The following is a 13,522-nucleotide window of genomic DNA, read 5'->3' as shown; positions in this document are numbered from 1 at the left end:
GAGGATTTTTCCGTGCGAGGCAGTACGCTTGCCGCAAACGCCAAGGAGCTCGCCATGCATCTTCGTCCATCCCTGACGGCCCTCGTCGGCACCGCCCTGCTCGCCGCCTGCGGCACGCGCGCGCCCACCCGGCCCGAAGCGCCGCCCGCGCCGCCGGCGGTCAGCACCGCGCGCATGGCCGAGGCCAACCTGGCGCCGGCCTCGGCCAGCCTGGTCAGCGGCCGCGTGGCGCTGGTGCCCGAAGCCGGCGGCGTGCACATCACCGGGGTGATCGGCGGCCTGCAGCGCGGCCGCCAGGCCGCCTTCCACGTGCACGAAAAGGGCGACTGCAGCGCGGTCGACGCCAGCAGCGCTGGCGGCCACTTCAACCCGGCGGCGCAACCGCATGGCCGTGCCGGCAGCGGCGCGCACCATGCCGGCGACATGGACAACCTGCAGGCCAATGCCGAAGGCGTCGTGCACGTGGACGTACACCTGCGCGGGGTTACCCTTGGCGGCGGCGCGGCCAACGACATCGCCGGCCGCGCCCTGGTGGTCCATGCCGACGCCGACGACTACCACAGCCAGCCGGCGGGCAACGCCGGCGCCCGGGTCGCCTGCGGCGTGATCCGCGTCACCCGCTGAATGCGGCGATCCGGCCGATCCTGTTCAACGAAGGGAGTACGACGATGCGTTTGATCCACACCAGCCTGTTCCTCGCCAGCGCCCTGGTGCTGGGCGCCTGCAAGCAGGGCGCCGAACCTGCCGCAACGCCGGCCGAACCCGCCGCCGGCACGCCGGCCCAGGCCCCCGCCGCCGATCCCGCCGCGCCGCCGGCCATGGAGCCCGCCGCCGCCGCAACTGCTGCCGTCGCCACCGCCGAGCTGCAGCCGACCAAGGACAGCACGGTCAAGGGCAGCATCCGCTTCACCGTGGTCGACGGCAGGCTGCACGCCAGCGGCGACATCAGCGGGCTGAAGCCGGGCAGCGAGCACGGTTTCCACATCCACGAGAAGGGCGACTGCAGCGCGCCGGACGGCACCAGCGCCGGCGGCCACTTCAACCCGGGCAATGCCGAGCATGGCAGCATCGACGCGGCCGCACACCATGGCGGCGACATGCCCAACATCGTCGCCGACGCGCAGGGCAACGCCCGTGTCGACGGCCCGGTGTCGAGCAACGTCAACGCCGGCAAGGGCGATGCCTTCGACATCATCGGCCGCGGCCTGATCGTGCACGCCGACCCGGACGACTACCACAGCCAGCCCACCGGCAACGCCGGCGCGCGCCTGGCCTGCGCGGTGATCGCCAAGGCCGAATGAGGCAAAGGCAGCCCGCTGCCGCACGAATGGAAAACGCCGGCACATGCCGGCGTTTTCCGTTGAAGACGATGGCCGGGGCCCGCGGAACCGTCAGCGCGCCATCACCACGCGCGCGTCCTGTCCGGCCTCGACATGCACGTACAGCACGTCCAGGCCATGCGCCTCGAGCACCGCGGCCATCTGCCGCTGGCGCATCAGGTACTGCTCGTAGATGCGCTGCAGGCGGTCGCAGTCGTTCCGGTCCTGGGCGTAGTGCGCACACCAGCCGGCCGGGTCGAACAGGGCCATGCGCACTTCGCTGCCGGCATAGCGCAGCAGCGGTTCGGGCGCGGCGTCCAGCCACTGCTCGCGTTCCGGCGAGAACATGGCCGTCTCCAGCAGCGGCCACAACCCGGCCAGGCCCTGGTTGTCGTACTGCATGGCCATCATCGCGGCCAGGTCGTTGACGGTGAAATAGCGCGCGTGCTCGATCTGCGCGCCGAAGGCGTTCTGCGCCAGCAGGGCGGTGTCGGCCTGGGCCATGCCGTTGGCCAGCAGCACCTCTTCCAGCGCATCGCGGGTTTCGGCCAGCAGGGCGGCATCGCCGCCGGCCAGCACGAACGGCAGCACGCGCAGGCCACCGCCGGTGAGCATGGGGTCGGCCTGCAGGGGCAGCGGCACGTCGCCGGAGGCATCGGCGCCGAAGGCGAGCAGGCGTGGCCCCTGGTTGCGGCCCGGCGCGCGCATCTGCAGTTCCTCCAGGCGCCGGTGGACGGGCCAGCCCGGGCGCAGCACTTCGGCCGGGTCGAAATGCGCCGCGGCCAGCACCAGGTCCAGCCCGCTGGCCTGCGGCACCAGCTTCTGCAGGTCGCGGCCCACCAGCGCGGCCAGTTCGCCGGCCTGCGCGGAAGGCAGCGCGGCGAGCCGCGGCTGCTGGCCGCCGGCCAGCTCCAGTGCCATCACGCCCAGTGCGTTCATGTCGGGGTTGGAATTGCTCATGGTTCGCGGTTGGCCCGTCACAGGCTCGAAGCTACACTCAATGTCCATTATGCCTGCTGCCACAGGCAGGTCCGCGTCGCCTTCTCCCACCAGCCCCAGGTAACCGCATGTCCAGCGCCCGTCCCGTCGCCATTCTCGGTGGTGTCCGCATTCCGTTCTGCCGCCAGAACACCGCCTATGCGGACGTCGGCAACCTCGGCATGTCGGTGCGCACCCTCGGCGCGCTGGTCGAACGCTTCGGCCTGCACGGGCAGCAGCTGGGCGAAGTGGCGATGGGCGCGGTGATCAAGCACCCCAGCGACTGGAACCTCGGCCGCGAGGCCGCGCTGTCCTCCGGGCTGTCGCCGCTGACCCCGGGCATCACCCTGCAGCGCGCCTGCGGCACCTCGCTGGACAGCATCATCACCGTGGCCAACAAGATCGCCCTGGGCCAGATCGAGTCGGGCATCGGCGGCGGTTCGGACACCACGTCCGATGTGCCGATCGTCTACGGCAAGAAGCTGCGCGGGCGCCTGCTGGCCACCAACCGCGCCAAGACCACCGGCGACAAGGTCAAGGCGCTGCTGTCCGGCTTCCGCCTGTCCGAGCTCAAGCCCGAGTTTCCCGGCGTGGCCGAGCCGCGTACCGGCAAGAGCATGGGCGACCACTGCGAGGACATGGCCAAGGAGTGGAACATCTCGCGCGATTCGCAGGACGAATGGGCGGTGTCCTCGCACCGCAAGCTGGCCGCCGCCTACGAGCGCGGCTTCTTCGGCGACCTGATCGCGCCGTTCCGCGGCGTGGAGCGCGACAACATCCTGCGTCCGGATACCTCGCTGGAGAAGCTGGCCACGCTGAAGCCGGCATTCGACAAGACCTCCGGCCGCGGCACCCTCACCGCCGCCAACTCCACCCCGCTGACCGACGGCGCCGCCGCGGTGCTGCTGGCCAGCGAGGAATGGGCGCGCGCCCATGGCCATGAGCCGCTGGCCTACCTGCGCGACGCGCAGGTGGCGGCGGTGGATTTCGTGCACGGCGAAGGCCTGCTGATGGCGCCGACCATCGCCGTGCCGGAAATGCTCCGGCGCAACGGCCTGACCCTGCAGGATTTCGACATCTACGAAATCCACGAAGCCTTCGCCGCGCAGGTGCTGTGCACGCTGCGCGCCTGGGAGAGCGAGGATTACTGCCGCAACCGCCTGGGCCTGGACGCGCCGCTGGGCCGCATCGACCCGGAGAAGATCAACCCGCTGGGCTCGTCGCTGGCCACCGGCCACCCGTTCGCCGCCACCGGCGCGCGCATCGTCGCCACCGTGTCCAAGGAACTGGCCGAACGCGGCGGCGGCCGCGCGCTGGTGTCGATCTGCACCGCCGGCGGCATGGGCGTGGTGGCGATCATCGAGCGCTGAGTTTTATAAAACAACAAGTTAGGTGGTAAATAATGATTTACTACTAATTTGAGAGAAATTAGTAGTAAATTGCCGGGTGTCATGAAGATCCCCGTCCAGCCGCCGCCATTCGTGCGCCTGTTGCAGGCCCACTCTCAAAGGCTGGGCGATCTGCTGCATCGACGCATCGGGCCGGAAGTCCGCGGCGTCTATGAACATTGGGATCATCTGCGTCACCTGACTCCACCCCCGGGGCTGACGGTCGAGCAATGGTGGCTGGGCATCAAGCTGGCCAGAAGCGCGGCAGCGCGTGACCTGCCGCTGCGGGATCGAGACGGGAGGTGGTTTCGTCTCGCCATTACCGACTCGATGGCGAGCAGGCTGCATGCCATCACCCAGCAGGCGTCAGGCTCATTGCGGGGGCTGGACCAGATCGAGGACGAGCGTGCCCGGCAGAAATTCGTGCTGCGCTCGCAGATCGAAGAAGCCATGACGTCTTCGCAGCTGGAAGGCGCAGGAACCACGCGTGCCGTGGCCAAGGAAATGCTGCGTAGTGGACGCGTTCCCAAAGACCGCAGCGAGCGGATGATCTTCAACAACTTCCTCGCCATGCAGGAGCTGAGGCGCTGGAAGGACCAGCCGCTGACGCCGGATGCGGTATTCGAGATCCATCGTCTGGTGACCGATGGAACGTTGGATGATGCGGGCCAGAGTGGCAGGCTGCGTACACAGGCCGACAACGTGGTAGTGGAGGACGAAGAGGGGCGTGTCCTGCATGTGCCACCTCCCGCTCACGAGTTGCCGCAGCGCGTGCAGGCGTTATGCGATTTCGCCAATGGCGTGAATGAAGAAGGCTTCCTGCACCCGGTGGTACGCGCGATCACCCTCCACTTCCAGATCGGCTACGACCACCCCTTCTGTGACGGCAATGGCCGGACCGCACGCGCGTTGTTCTACTGGTCGATGCTCCGTTCTGGCTATTGGCTGAGCGAGTTCCTGTCGATTTCCAGCGTCCTCAAGCAGGCCAAGGCGCGATACCTGCGCTCCTACCTGCGTACCGAAACGGATGAGTCGGACCTGGGGTACTTCGTCGACCATCACCTGGACGTCATTGTCCAGGCAATCGAAGGGCTGCATGGTTACCTCGCCAGGAAGGTGCAGGAGCGCAACCTTGCCGAAACCCTGCTGAAGCCGGCATCGCGATTGGGCGCGAGGTTGAATCACCGGCAGCGCGAACTGCTGATCGATGCGGTGCGGCATCCAGACAAGGTGTACCGGATCGACCGGCACATGCAGGTGCATGGCGTTACCTACCAGACCGCGAGGACCGACCTTGCAGCCTTGGCGGAACTGAAGCTGATGCAATGCCAGCGGGTCGGCAGGGCATTCATCTATACGCCGGTCGCCGGGCTGGCCGAGAAGCTCAGGAAGTAGGTCCTGCTCCAGGTCGGATCATCCCTGCCGTGGTGGATGAATCATCCACCCGGACGGAGGAACTTAGGTGGGGCCGCCATGGAGAGTCCGCGTGGCGAGCTCCAATCTTGACGGCTCAACCCGGCAGGCGCGGAAACCCGTGCGCGTCGCGCTCCTCGGCCACGGCCTGGTCCTGGATGCGCTGGCGCAGGTCGCGACGCTGCAGCGGCTGCGTGGCCTCGCCACGGCGGTGGTGCAGGGCGTTGAGCAGGCATTGCCGCGCCAGCGCGTCCTCGCCCGCGGCGGCGAAGCCTTCGCCCAGTTCTTCCCACGCTTCGGCGCCGGCGCCCTGGGCGACGGCGCGATGCAGGAATTCCTCGGCCTGCGTCCATTGGCCCTGGCCGCGCGCCAGGCGCCCCAGGGTCAGCAGCAGCGCCGGGCTGGACGCATGCGACTGCAGCCAGTGCTGGGCGCTGGCGCGGCGCGAATCGAGCTTGTCCACCGGCAGTTCGCCGTAGAGCGCGATCAGGTCTTCGTCCCACTGGCCGTCCAGCGCCTGCTCGATGCTGTGCAGGGCGACGTCGTTCCAGTTCAGCGCCACCGCACGGCGGGCATAGCGCGCCACCGCCGCCGGCGTGCCGCGCAGCGCCCTGGGCAGGACTTCCCAGCGTGCGGCCAGGGTGTTGACGTCGGCGGCTTCGTCGAGCATCTGCAGGGCGAGCCGGGTTTCCAGCGCGGCCAGGGTGTCGGCCGGCAGCGCCTGCTGCTGGCGCAGCGCGCCCAGATGGCCATAGGCCTCCTCGGCGCGGCCGGCGCGGGCCAGCGCGTCGGTGCGCAGCCACAGCCCGCGCGGCGGCAGCGGCTGGATGGCCGGCAGGTCCAGCGCGTCGATGGCCTGCTGCGGCCTGTCCAGCTGCAGCCAGCGTTCGGCGCTGTGCAGCGCGTGCAGGGTGGCGTCCAGCGCGCCCAGCTGCTGCAGGTGCTGGCCGGCGCTGGCGGCGTCGCCGCGCGCTTCGGCCGCGCGCATCGCCGCGACCAGCGCGATCGGGCGCACTTCCTTTTCGCCGGCGGCGCTGACCAGCAGCTTTTCCGCGCGCTGCCACTGCCCGCCGTCCAGGGCCTGCAGGCCATCGATCAGCCGCGCGCGGCCCTGGCGGCGCCGGTAGCGCGCCCAGCTGCGGAACGGCGCGCTGAGCAGGGTCCACAGCAGCCACAGCAGCAGGCCGGCGATCAGCAGGGCCAGCAGCGCCTGCGGCAGGGTGGCGATGTAGTCGTTGCCGCCGGCGCGCACGATCACCTCGCCGATGCCGCGTACCGACTCCTGGCCCAGCCACTGCGCGCCGAGGATGCCGATGGCGGCCACCAGCAGGACGATCACCAGCGAACGGAATGCCTTCATGGCGCCACCTTGCCGTCGCGCATGCCGCGCAGTTGCTGCAGGGTACTGCCCAGCTCCGGCAGCGCGATGCGAAGGTCGACCCTGCGCAGCTCGGCCAGCGTGTGGCGCTGACTGCGCCGCTGCGGCGAATCCGGCCACAGCCGCAGCAGCCAGCCGTCCACGCGCTGCAGCGCCTGCCGCCAGCCGTCGGTATCGCCGCGCTCCAGCGCGGCGCGGGCCAGGCTCAGTTCGATCTGCAGCGCATCGCCGGCGGCGATGCGTTCGGAACGCGCCACCAGCACCTGCGGGTCGGCCGGGCGGATCTGCACCAGCGGCGAGAGCATCTGCTGCCACCACGTGGGCCGCGCGTCGCCCGCGGCCGCGTCACCACTCTGTTGCGGCAGCGAGTCCAGCGCTGCCGCCCATTGCGTGAGCCGGGCGGCGGTGCGGGCGCGCACGCCCGGGCCGAGCGCGTCGATCGCGGTGCGCTCCTGCAACAGCGCCTGCCGCAGGTTCAGGTAGCCGGGGCTGTCCATGCTTTCCAGCACGCCGGCGGCCAGCGCATACAGGTGGCGGGCGCCGTCCAGGTCGCCGGCATAGGCCAGGCGCTGCTGCGCCTGGCTGAGCAGCAGTTCGGCCTCTTCGCGGCGTACCGCCTGTGCGCCCTGGCGCGAATGGTCGGCCAGGCGCGCGACGTTCTGCTCCAGCAGCGCGTTGCGCTGGCCCAGGCCCAGTACTTCGTCGCGCAGGACGCGGTGGGTGGCGGCCACATCCTGCAGGCCGCGGGCGTTGGCGCGCTGGTCGCGGCGCAGCGCTTCCACCGTCTGCTGCAGCGCCGCCAGCTGCTGATCGGCGACGGCGCGGCTGCGCTCGGCCAGGCGCTGCTGCGCCTGCCAGCTCCGCCAGCCGAACCCGGCGGCCGCGGCCAGCGCGGCAAGCAGCAGGAGGGCGATGATCCAGCGCGCCATGCGGCGGTGCGTGGAGGGGGAGGAATCGTCGTTCATGGGGGTGCGGCATCCTTGGCAGGCCGCCCAGCGGGCGGCGGCGGTGCGCTTCAAGCATCGCCCGCGACGCCGCGCGGCCGCAAGCCGCCCGGCGGTTCAGGAAAACAGCGCGTCGTGCGCGGCAACGGCGAGCTGGCCCGGCATGGGGCCTGCGGCCACGTGCACATGGGCGAAGCCGAGCGTCGTGGCCAGCGCCGCCAGCCGCTCACTGGCGGCCACCAGCGGCTGCTCCTGCCAGCGTCGGCGCAGGGCAGGCGGCAGCTGCGCCAGCACGCGTTCGAGCGCTTCGCCACTGCTTGCCGCCAGCACGGTGGGGGTATCCAGCGCCTGCAGGCGCGCCCACAGCGTGGCCGGAACCTGCAGCGGCACGCGTTCGTAGACGTCCACGCGCAGCAGCCGCGCGCCGCGCGCCTGCACCTGGGCGGCGATCATGCCGCGGCCGCCGGGCGCGGTGATCAGCGCCACCCGCTTGCCGTCCAGGTCGGCCATGGCCGGCAGCGCCAGCAGGCCTTCGCTGTCCATGCGGGTGGGCGCCTGCACGGCGGCCGCGCCATGCCGCATCAGCGTGCGCGCCGTGCCCTGGCCGACGGCGACGAGACTGCCGGCCGGCAACTGCCCGAGCGGCATCAGCCGGGCGGCGGCGGTGGCGGCTGCTGGGCTGGTGAAGACCAGCCGGTCGCAGGCCTGGGCCTGCCGCAGCTGCTCGCGGGTCGCGTCGTCGTCGCGGGCCTGCAGCCGCCACGGCGACACCGCCACCGTGCGCGCGCCGAAGCGGGCGGCGGCGCGGCGCAGCCCGTCGTGCTGCCCGGAAGGACGCAGGGAAATCAGATGCCAGGCCGTGTCGGCCGGCACGTAGGCGCGGCGGTTCATTCCATGCATTATGCGGGCGCTTTCCGTTTCCCGTTCCCGCACGCCCCATGCACGACACCCCCGACCGCGACGCCCTGCTGCACCGGCTGCAGGCCACCCTCGATGCGATGCCGCCGGTGGCGGCGATGGGCATCCGCATCGCCGGCTACGCCGACGGCACGCTGCGCCTGCAGGCGCCGCTGGCCGCCAACGTCAACGACAAGGGCAACGCCTTCGGCGGCAGCCTCGCCTCGGTGATGACCCTGGCCGGCTGGGCGCTGGTGAGCCTGCGCCTGTCACTGGCCGGGCATGACGCCGAGGTCTACGTGGCCGACAGCAGCATCCGCTACCGGGCGCCGGTCTACGGTGACCTCGACGCCACCGCGCGCGCCGCCCCGGACGAGGACTGGGACGCCTTCCTGTCGCTGTTCGACAAGCGTGGCCGGGCGCGCGTCACCGTGCGCGCGCAGATCGAGGGCGGCGCCGCGGAACTGGAAGGGCGCTTCGTGGCCCTGGCCAGGGGGTAGGATGGCGCGGTTCCGGGGAGAGACCATGCAACGACGACTCATCCAGTCCGCCATCGCCGTGCTGCTCGGCGTGGCCATGACCGCGCAGGCCGCCGGCCCCAGCCGCAGCCAGCGCAACAAGCTCACCCAGACCCAGGACGCCTACGTGGCGGCGGTGCGCTGGAGCGACTTCGAGGCCGCCGAGAGGTTCATCGACCCGGCGTACTGGCGCGCCCATCCGCTGACCGACCTGCAGCGCGAGCGCTACCGGCAGGTGCAGGTATCCAACTACCGCGAACGCTCCACCGGCGTCGCCGAGGATGGCGCCATCGAGCGCCGGGTCGAAATGGGCGTGATCAACCGCAACACCCTGGCCGAACGCAACGTGATGGTGACCGAACGCTGGCGCTGGGACCCGGAAGCCAAGCGCTGGTGGCAGGCGCAGGGGCTGCCGGACCTGTGGCAGGGCCGGTAGGCGGGGCTGGCCGTCCCGCGGCCGGCTTGTGCGACAATCGCCGCCCGCTTGTCTGACCGTGAACCGAGTGAATTACGAAGAGCTGCTGGCCTTCGCTGGCCGAAACCCGATGCTGTCGCTGGCCTTCGCCGGCCTGACCATCGCCATCATCGTCACCGAGATCGCACGGCTGTTCCGCGGCTACAAATCGATCAAGCCGGCCGAACTGACCCGCCTGATCAATGCCGGCAACGCCGTGGTGATCGACCTGTCGGCGGGCAGCGACTTCGAGAAGGGCCACATCACCGGCAGCCGCAACGTGCAGCCGGCCCAGCTGACCCCGACGCACAAGCTGCTGGCCGCGGCCAGGCAGTCCCCGGTGGTGCTGGTGTGCCGCACCGGCAATGCCTCGTCCAACGCCGCCAAGGCGCTGAAGAAGGCCGGCTTCGAGCAGGTGTTCGTGCTCGACGGCGGCCTGCCGGCCTGGCAGGCCGCGGATCTGCCGCTGGTCAAGGGCCGCGGCTGATCTTCATTTGGCGTTAAGCCCTTGTGTGGGGCTGGCGCCGCCCCCATCGCAGGTGGGGTAACAATCCCATTCAACGCACGAACCGTTCTGGAGTCCTAGAGAAATGTCCGAAGAGAACAACAACGCCGTCCCGGCCGAAGCCAACAACGGCCCGGCGTTCACCGTCGAAAAGATCTACGTCAAGGACGTTTCCTTCGAATCCCCGAACTCGCCGACCATCTTCAACGAGAACGTCCAGCCGGACCTGCAGCTGAACCTGAACCAGAAGGTGCAGCGCCTGTCCGAGAACGCCTTCGAAGTGGTGCTGGGCGTGACCCTGACCTGCAAGGCCGGCGACAAGACCGCCTACGTGGCCGAAGTGGAGCAGGCCGGCGTGTTCGGCCTGATCGGCCTGGAGCCGCAGGCGATCGACGTGCTGCTCGGCACCCAGTGCCCGAACATCCTGTTCCCGTACGTGCGCTCGATGGTGTCGGACCTGATCCAGGCCGGCGGCTTCCCGCCGTTCTACCTGCAGCCGATCAACTTCGAAGGCCTGTACGCCGAAACCCTGCGCCAGCGCCAGCAGCAGGCCGATGGCGCCTCGCTGGCCGACTCCGAGCCGGCCGGCAACGCCTGACCGGCGTCCATCCCTGCGGATGAGTACCAACGACGCGGAAAAGATCGCCGTCCTCGGCGCGGGCTCCTGGGGCACCGCGCTGGCCAGCCTGCTGGCCCGGCACGGTCACCCGACCGTGCTGTGGGGGCGCGATGCGAACGTGGTCGAGGCGATCGACCGCCGTCACGAGAATCCCCGGTACCTGCCGGGGATTCCGCTGCCCGATGCCCTGCGCGCCAGCACCGACCTGGCCGGCACCGTCGCCGGTGCCCGCTGGATCCTGGTGGTGGTGCCGTCGCACGCCTTCGGCGAAACCGTGCGCACCCTGGCGCCGCTGCTGCCGGCCGGTGCCGGCGTGGCCTGGGCGACCAAGGGCTTCGAGCCCGGCTCCGGCCGCTTCCTGCATGAGGTCGCGCGCGAGGTGCTGGGCCCGGACGTGCCGCTGGCGGTCGTCACCGGCCCGTCCTTCGCCAAGGAAGTGACCCTGGGCCTGCCCACGGCCATCACCGTCCATGGCGACGATGCCGGGTTCACCCAGCAGGTGGCCGATGCCATGCATGGCCCGGCGTTCCGCGCCTATACCGGCGAGGACATGGTCGGGGCCGAGCTGGGCGGGGCGATGAAGAACGTGCTGGCGGTGGCCACCGGCGTGGCCGACGGCATGCAGCTGGGCCTGAACGCCCGCGCCGGCCTGATCACCCGTGGCCTCAACGAAATGCTGCGGCTGGCCGCGGCCATCGGCGGCAAGCCCGAGACCCTGATGGGCCTGGCCGGGCTGGGCGACCTGGTGCTCACCAGCACCGGCGACCTGTCGCGCAACCGCCGGCTGGGCCTGGCGCTGGGGCGCGGGCAGAGCCTGGCGGAGGCGGTGAAGGAGATCGGCCAGGTGGTCGAGTCGGTGCAGACCGCCGACGAGGTCATGCGCCAGGCCAACCGCCATGGCATCGACCTGCCGATTTCCAAGGCGGTGCAATCGGTGCTGCATGGCGAACTCAGTCCCTCCGAGGGCCTGAAGCAGCTGCTGGCCCGGGAACAGAAGCCGGAATACCCGGAAACGCTGTTCAAGTAGGAATCGGCGAAGAAGAACGAAAAAGCCCGGCGATGCCGGGCTTTTTCTTGCGCCCGTGGACGCGGGTCAGGCCCCGTGTCTGCGCGGTGCTGCCAAAAACGCTATTTGGTAGCAAACGCCTCAATTAAGAAGGGAGGAGTGTGGGTACGCTGGTGACATGACCAGACGTACCCCGCCATCCCTCAAGTGGTTGATTGTTAAGCATTCCAGGATGCAGGGGGCGCTTACCCGGCTCGAAGAGGAGCTAGTCCGAAAACACGCAGAGATCGCCCAGATTGAAGGGAAGATCGTCAAAGCGAAGCGTGACTTGGCCGGCCTCGCCGATGTGATCAGACTACATGAGGTCCACATCGATCCGGACGAAATCGCTCCGGTCCTCCCGCAGGTTCGGCGCCCGATGCTACCTTACGGCGTAATGACCAGGCGGATCTATTCCGCCCTGCGTGCCCACGGCGGATGGATGAGGACGCCCGAACTGGTCCTTGCCGTTGCAGCAGTTCATTCCGAGGAACTCCCGCACGACGCTTACTGTGCACTTCGAGACCGAGTCAGGCGACGGATGTTCAATCTGCTTCGCGAAGGAACCATCGAGAAGTTGGCCGGTTCAGGTGATGGCGATGCCAATGCGCCTGACTTCTATGCCCAGTGGCGCCTTAAGCGTTAGTCCGGGTACGCCGCAGAAAGAACTCTGCATCGAGCTCGCCTGCTCGATGTCTACCCTGCCAATAGCCTCGCCACCAAGTGGACTTTGCCTCCCTCAGCAAGGTTCTAAGGAGGCCGGGAACGATCTCAGCTTGCGGTGTTCGACGCATGTCCTCCCGCCAACCGTGCTCAATGGCGTAGTCCTGCAGATACTTCGGCCTATACCCGTGATAGGTGCCGTACTCGGCTCGTCGCACACGACTGAAGAACGTCTCACACATGTTGTCATTCACGCCTTCCGAGGTTGAGAATTCCTTGGAATGGGTGACCGTATGATGCTCGAAGAATGCAGAGAACCGGGTAAAAGCACCACTTTCGTCAGTCATGACGATTGCATCCGGAAGAATGAATCTCTTGACCAACGGCAGGACTTCCTCATCACTCTCCCGGCGGCAGACTATCGGAATTGTTCGCCTGGATCCTCGCCCAGCCTCCCCACCTTGGCTGATGGCGATGACGACGCGCTTTGATGCGCGTCGCTCCCAGTTCTTTCGAGTCATTCCGGCTGATATCCAAGGTCGCTGTGCGTTCTCGGGCTTCTTCTTGCCGAATCGTACTGCCAATGCGTTCGCTGGCATCGGTAGCTTGCGGTTGGGCTTTCGTGGCTTGCCACCGAAATGTCCACCGTCAACATGGACGATACCGGTCATTGGCCGCAGGTCTAAAGTATTGACCAAAGCCTCGCGAATCTTTCCGAAGTTGGCCTGCACTGTCTTAGGGGTGAGCCCAAGCCGCCTAGAGGCATCGAGGAGCGACACGCCCTTGGCGCCACATGCGAAAGTAACAACAAGCGTGACTATCTCTCGAAAGGTCAGTTTGTGGCTATGAAATGGGCTGCCACTAGTCACGCTGAACTCATGTTGGCACGCTGATTCTGCGCACCGCCAGCGGCGACGCTTCAGGCGCCGATAGTGGCGGCGATGGCTCCCGCACGACGGGCAGGTCTGCTGCTCGCCCTGGGAGCCCCAACGAGCCGCTGCGAGGAGAGCTTCTGCCCGTTCCTCGGTCATGCTGTTGATGGCTTTGGCGAGGTTCCTGGCCTCTTTTGAATGTAGGAAGTGTTGAGGCATGCATCCGGCACGAATAGCGTCTCGCACGTCCGCTGCCATACTTGGCAGCGGCCACAGCTGAGTGGGTCAGCTACCGGGCGTACAGAGCCGGCCCCTCCCAAAAAGGGAGTTGCAAGCGCTGGGCGATGATGCATAATTAGGTTGCAGGCTCTTCAATTCTGCACCCCACAAAGACCTAGGTAGCCCCGGCAAGGGCCCTAGGTCTTTGTGCATCTGGCTCCCGGATTTCTTTATCGAATTGGTCAGCTCACTTCAGTTCTCCTCCAGCTGTCGACCGGCCTCGTCCAGGGAGACAATCCAGATTGCGAGC

Annotated in this window: 15 protein-coding genes; 10 read left to right on the top strand and 5 right to left on the bottom strand. The window is 68.6% G+C overall.

Annotation, left to right across the window (positions count from 1 at the left end):
- The first annotated feature begins 54 nt into the window (after nucleotides 1–54).
- The gene (locus AC06FP_RS15090; RefSeq protein WP_456117750.1) at nucleotides 55–624 is read left to right on the top strand and encodes a superoxide dismutase family protein; all 570 of its coding nucleotides are present in this window, start codon (nucleotides 55–57) and stop codon (nucleotides 622–624) included.
- 44 nt (nucleotides 625–668) lie between these two features.
- Complete coding sequence (locus AC06FP_RS15085; RefSeq protein WP_478076079.1) at nucleotides 669–1,301, top strand: superoxide dismutase family protein; 633 nt, start codon at nucleotides 669–671, stop codon at nucleotides 1,299–1,301.
- A 90-nt stretch (nucleotides 1,302–1,391) separates the two neighbouring features.
- On the opposite strand, the gene AC06FP_RS15080 is transcribed toward AC06FP_RS15085, so the two are convergent.
- Entirely contained in the window at nucleotides 1,392–2,279 is an 888-nt protein-coding gene (locus AC06FP_RS15080) for a hypothetical protein (RefSeq protein ID WP_478076078.1), read from the bottom strand.
- Between the two features lie 107 nt (nucleotides 2,280–2,386).
- Between AC06FP_RS15080 and AC06FP_RS15075 the strand changes: the two genes are divergently transcribed.
- Both AC06FP_RS15075 and AC06FP_RS15070 read left to right on the top strand, forming a co-directional pair.
- Nucleotides 2,387–3,667: an acetyl-CoA C-acetyltransferase gene (locus AC06FP_RS15075; protein ID WP_478076077.1), complete on the top strand. Its 1,281-nt coding sequence runs from the start codon at nucleotides 2,387–2,389 to the stop codon at nucleotides 3,665–3,667.
- An 81-nt stretch (nucleotides 3,668–3,748) separates the two neighbouring features.
- Nucleotides 3,749–5,080: a Fic family protein gene (locus AC06FP_RS15070; protein ID WP_478076076.1), complete on the top strand. Its 1,332-nt coding sequence runs from the start codon at nucleotides 3,749–3,751 to the stop codon at nucleotides 5,078–5,080.
- Between the two features lie 115 nt (nucleotides 5,081–5,195).
- Here AC06FP_RS15070 and AC06FP_RS15065 read toward each other — a convergent pair whose 3' ends face one another.
- The 3 genes from AC06FP_RS15065 to AC06FP_RS15055 all read right to left on the bottom strand — a co-directional run bounded on the left by AC06FP_RS15065 (nucleotide 5,196) and on the right by AC06FP_RS15055 (nucleotide 8,311).
- Complete coding sequence (locus AC06FP_RS15065) at nucleotides 5,196–6,458, bottom strand: heme biosynthesis HemY N-terminal domain-containing protein (RefSeq protein WP_478076075.1); 1,263 nt, start codon at nucleotides 6,456–6,458, stop codon at nucleotides 5,196–5,198.
- Nucleotides 6,455–7,441, bottom strand: coding sequence for a uroporphyrinogen-III C-methyltransferase (locus AC06FP_RS15060; protein ID WP_478076074.1), 987 nt, complete (start codon nucleotides 7,439–7,441; stop codon nucleotides 6,455–6,457). Before AC06FP_RS15060 ends, AC06FP_RS15065 begins: the two co-directional genes overlap by 4 nt.
- A 96-nt stretch (nucleotides 7,442–7,537) precedes the next feature.
- The gene (locus tag AC06FP_RS15055) at nucleotides 7,538–8,311 is read right to left on the bottom strand and encodes a uroporphyrinogen-III synthase (RefSeq protein WP_478076073.1); all 774 of its coding nucleotides are present in this window, start codon (nucleotides 8,309–8,311) and stop codon (nucleotides 7,538–7,540) included.
- Nucleotides 8,312–8,358: 47 nt separating this feature from the next.
- On the opposite strand from AC06FP_RS15055, the gene AC06FP_RS15050 reads away from it, so the two are divergent.
- The 6 genes from AC06FP_RS15050 to AC06FP_RS15025 all read left to right on the top strand — a co-directional run bounded on the left by AC06FP_RS15050 (nucleotide 8,359) and on the right by AC06FP_RS15025 (nucleotide 12,104).
- The gene (locus tag AC06FP_RS15050; RefSeq protein ID WP_478076072.1) at nucleotides 8,359–8,817 is read left to right on the top strand and encodes a YiiD C-terminal domain-containing protein; all 459 of its coding nucleotides are present in this window, start codon (nucleotides 8,359–8,361) and stop codon (nucleotides 8,815–8,817) included.
- A gap of 25 nt (nucleotides 8,818–8,842) precedes the next feature.
- On the top strand, nucleotides 8,843–9,271 hold the full coding sequence (locus AC06FP_RS15045) for a hypothetical protein (protein ID WP_478076071.1): 429 nt from the start codon (nucleotides 8,843–8,845) through the stop codon (nucleotides 9,269–9,271).
- 67 nt (nucleotides 9,272–9,338) lie between these two features.
- Nucleotides 9,339–9,776 (top strand): rhodanese-like domain-containing protein, encoded by a 438-nt coding sequence (locus tag AC06FP_RS15040; RefSeq protein WP_456119376.1) that lies wholly within the window; start codon nucleotides 9,339–9,341, stop codon nucleotides 9,774–9,776.
- A 103-nt stretch (nucleotides 9,777–9,879) separates the two neighbouring features.
- On the top strand, nucleotides 9,880–10,392 hold the full coding sequence (secB, locus tag AC06FP_RS15035; RefSeq protein ID WP_433853234.1) for a protein-export chaperone SecB: 513 nt from the start codon (nucleotides 9,880–9,882) through the stop codon (nucleotides 10,390–10,392).
- A gap of 19 nt (nucleotides 10,393–10,411) precedes the next feature.
- The gene (locus AC06FP_RS15030; RefSeq protein WP_456117760.1) at nucleotides 10,412–11,440 is read left to right on the top strand and encodes an NAD(P)H-dependent glycerol-3-phosphate dehydrogenase; all 1,029 of its coding nucleotides are present in this window, start codon (nucleotides 10,412–10,414) and stop codon (nucleotides 11,438–11,440) included.
- 157 nt (nucleotides 11,441–11,597) lie between these two features.
- Complete coding sequence (locus AC06FP_RS15025) at nucleotides 11,598–12,104, top strand: hypothetical protein (protein WP_478076070.1); 507 nt, start codon at nucleotides 11,598–11,600, stop codon at nucleotides 12,102–12,104.
- On the opposite strand, the gene AC06FP_RS15020 is transcribed toward AC06FP_RS15025, so the two are convergent.
- Nucleotides 12,094–13,212: an IS1595 family transposase gene (locus AC06FP_RS15020; protein WP_478076069.1), complete on the bottom strand. Its 1,119-nt coding sequence runs from the start codon at nucleotides 13,210–13,212 to the stop codon at nucleotides 12,094–12,096. The two genes, AC06FP_RS15025 and AC06FP_RS15020, sit on opposite strands and share 11 nt — an antisense overlap.
- Nucleotides 13,213–13,522: the final 310 nt, after the last annotated feature.

This window comes from Stenotrophomonas sp. Steno-Z2, from assembly GCF_056393235.1.
Note: the sequence above shows the minus strand (reverse complement) of the source record. Positions and strands in the feature narration are given on the sequence as shown.

Excerpts from the sequence above, each read along its gene's own strand:
- AC06FP_RS15090 (WP_456117750.1), top strand. The coding sequence starts at position 55 with ATGCATCTTCGTCCATCCCTGACGGCCCTCGTCGGCACCGCCCTGCTC.
- AC06FP_RS15085 (WP_478076079.1), top strand. The coding sequence starts at position 669 with ATGCGTTTGATCCACACCAGCCTGTTCCTCGCCAGCGCCCTGGTGCTG.
- AC06FP_RS15080 (WP_478076078.1), bottom strand. The coding sequence starts at position 2,279 with ATGAGCAATTCCAACCCCGACATGAACGCACTGGGCGTGATGGCACTG.
- AC06FP_RS15075 (WP_478076077.1), top strand. The coding sequence starts at position 2,387 with ATGTCCAGCGCCCGTCCCGTCGCCATTCTCGGTGGTGTCCGCATTCCG.
- AC06FP_RS15070 (WP_478076076.1), top strand. The coding sequence starts at position 3,749 with ATGAAGATCCCCGTCCAGCCGCCGCCATTCGTGCGCCTGTTGCAGGCC.
- AC06FP_RS15065 (WP_478076075.1), bottom strand. The coding sequence starts at position 6,458 with ATGAAGGCATTCCGTTCGCTGGTGATCGTCCTGCTGGTGGCCGCCATC.
- AC06FP_RS15060 (WP_478076074.1), bottom strand. The coding sequence starts at position 7,441 with ATGAACGACGATTCCTCCCCCTCCACGCACCGCCGCATGGCGCGCTGG.
- AC06FP_RS15055 (WP_478076073.1), bottom strand. The coding sequence starts at position 8,311 with ATGAACCGCCGCGCCTACGTGCCGGCCGACACGGCCTGGCATCTGATT.
- AC06FP_RS15050 (WP_478076072.1), top strand. The coding sequence starts at position 8,359 with ATGCACGACACCCCCGACCGCGACGCCCTGCTGCACCGGCTGCAGGCC.
- AC06FP_RS15045 (WP_478076071.1), top strand. The coding sequence starts at position 8,843 with ATGCAACGACGACTCATCCAGTCCGCCATCGCCGTGCTGCTCGGCGTG.
- secB (WP_433853234.1), top strand. The coding sequence starts at position 9,880 with ATGTCCGAAGAGAACAACAACGCCGTCCCGGCCGAAGCCAACAACGGC.
- AC06FP_RS15030 (WP_456117760.1), top strand. The coding sequence starts at position 10,412 with ATGAGTACCAACGACGCGGAAAAGATCGCCGTCCTCGGCGCGGGCTCC.
- AC06FP_RS15025 (WP_478076070.1), top strand. The coding sequence starts at position 11,598 with ATGACCAGACGTACCCCGCCATCCCTCAAGTGGTTGATTGTTAAGCAT.
- AC06FP_RS15020 (WP_478076069.1), bottom strand. The coding sequence starts at position 13,212 with ATGCCTCAACACTTCCTACATTCAAAAGAGGCCAGGAACCTCGCCAAA.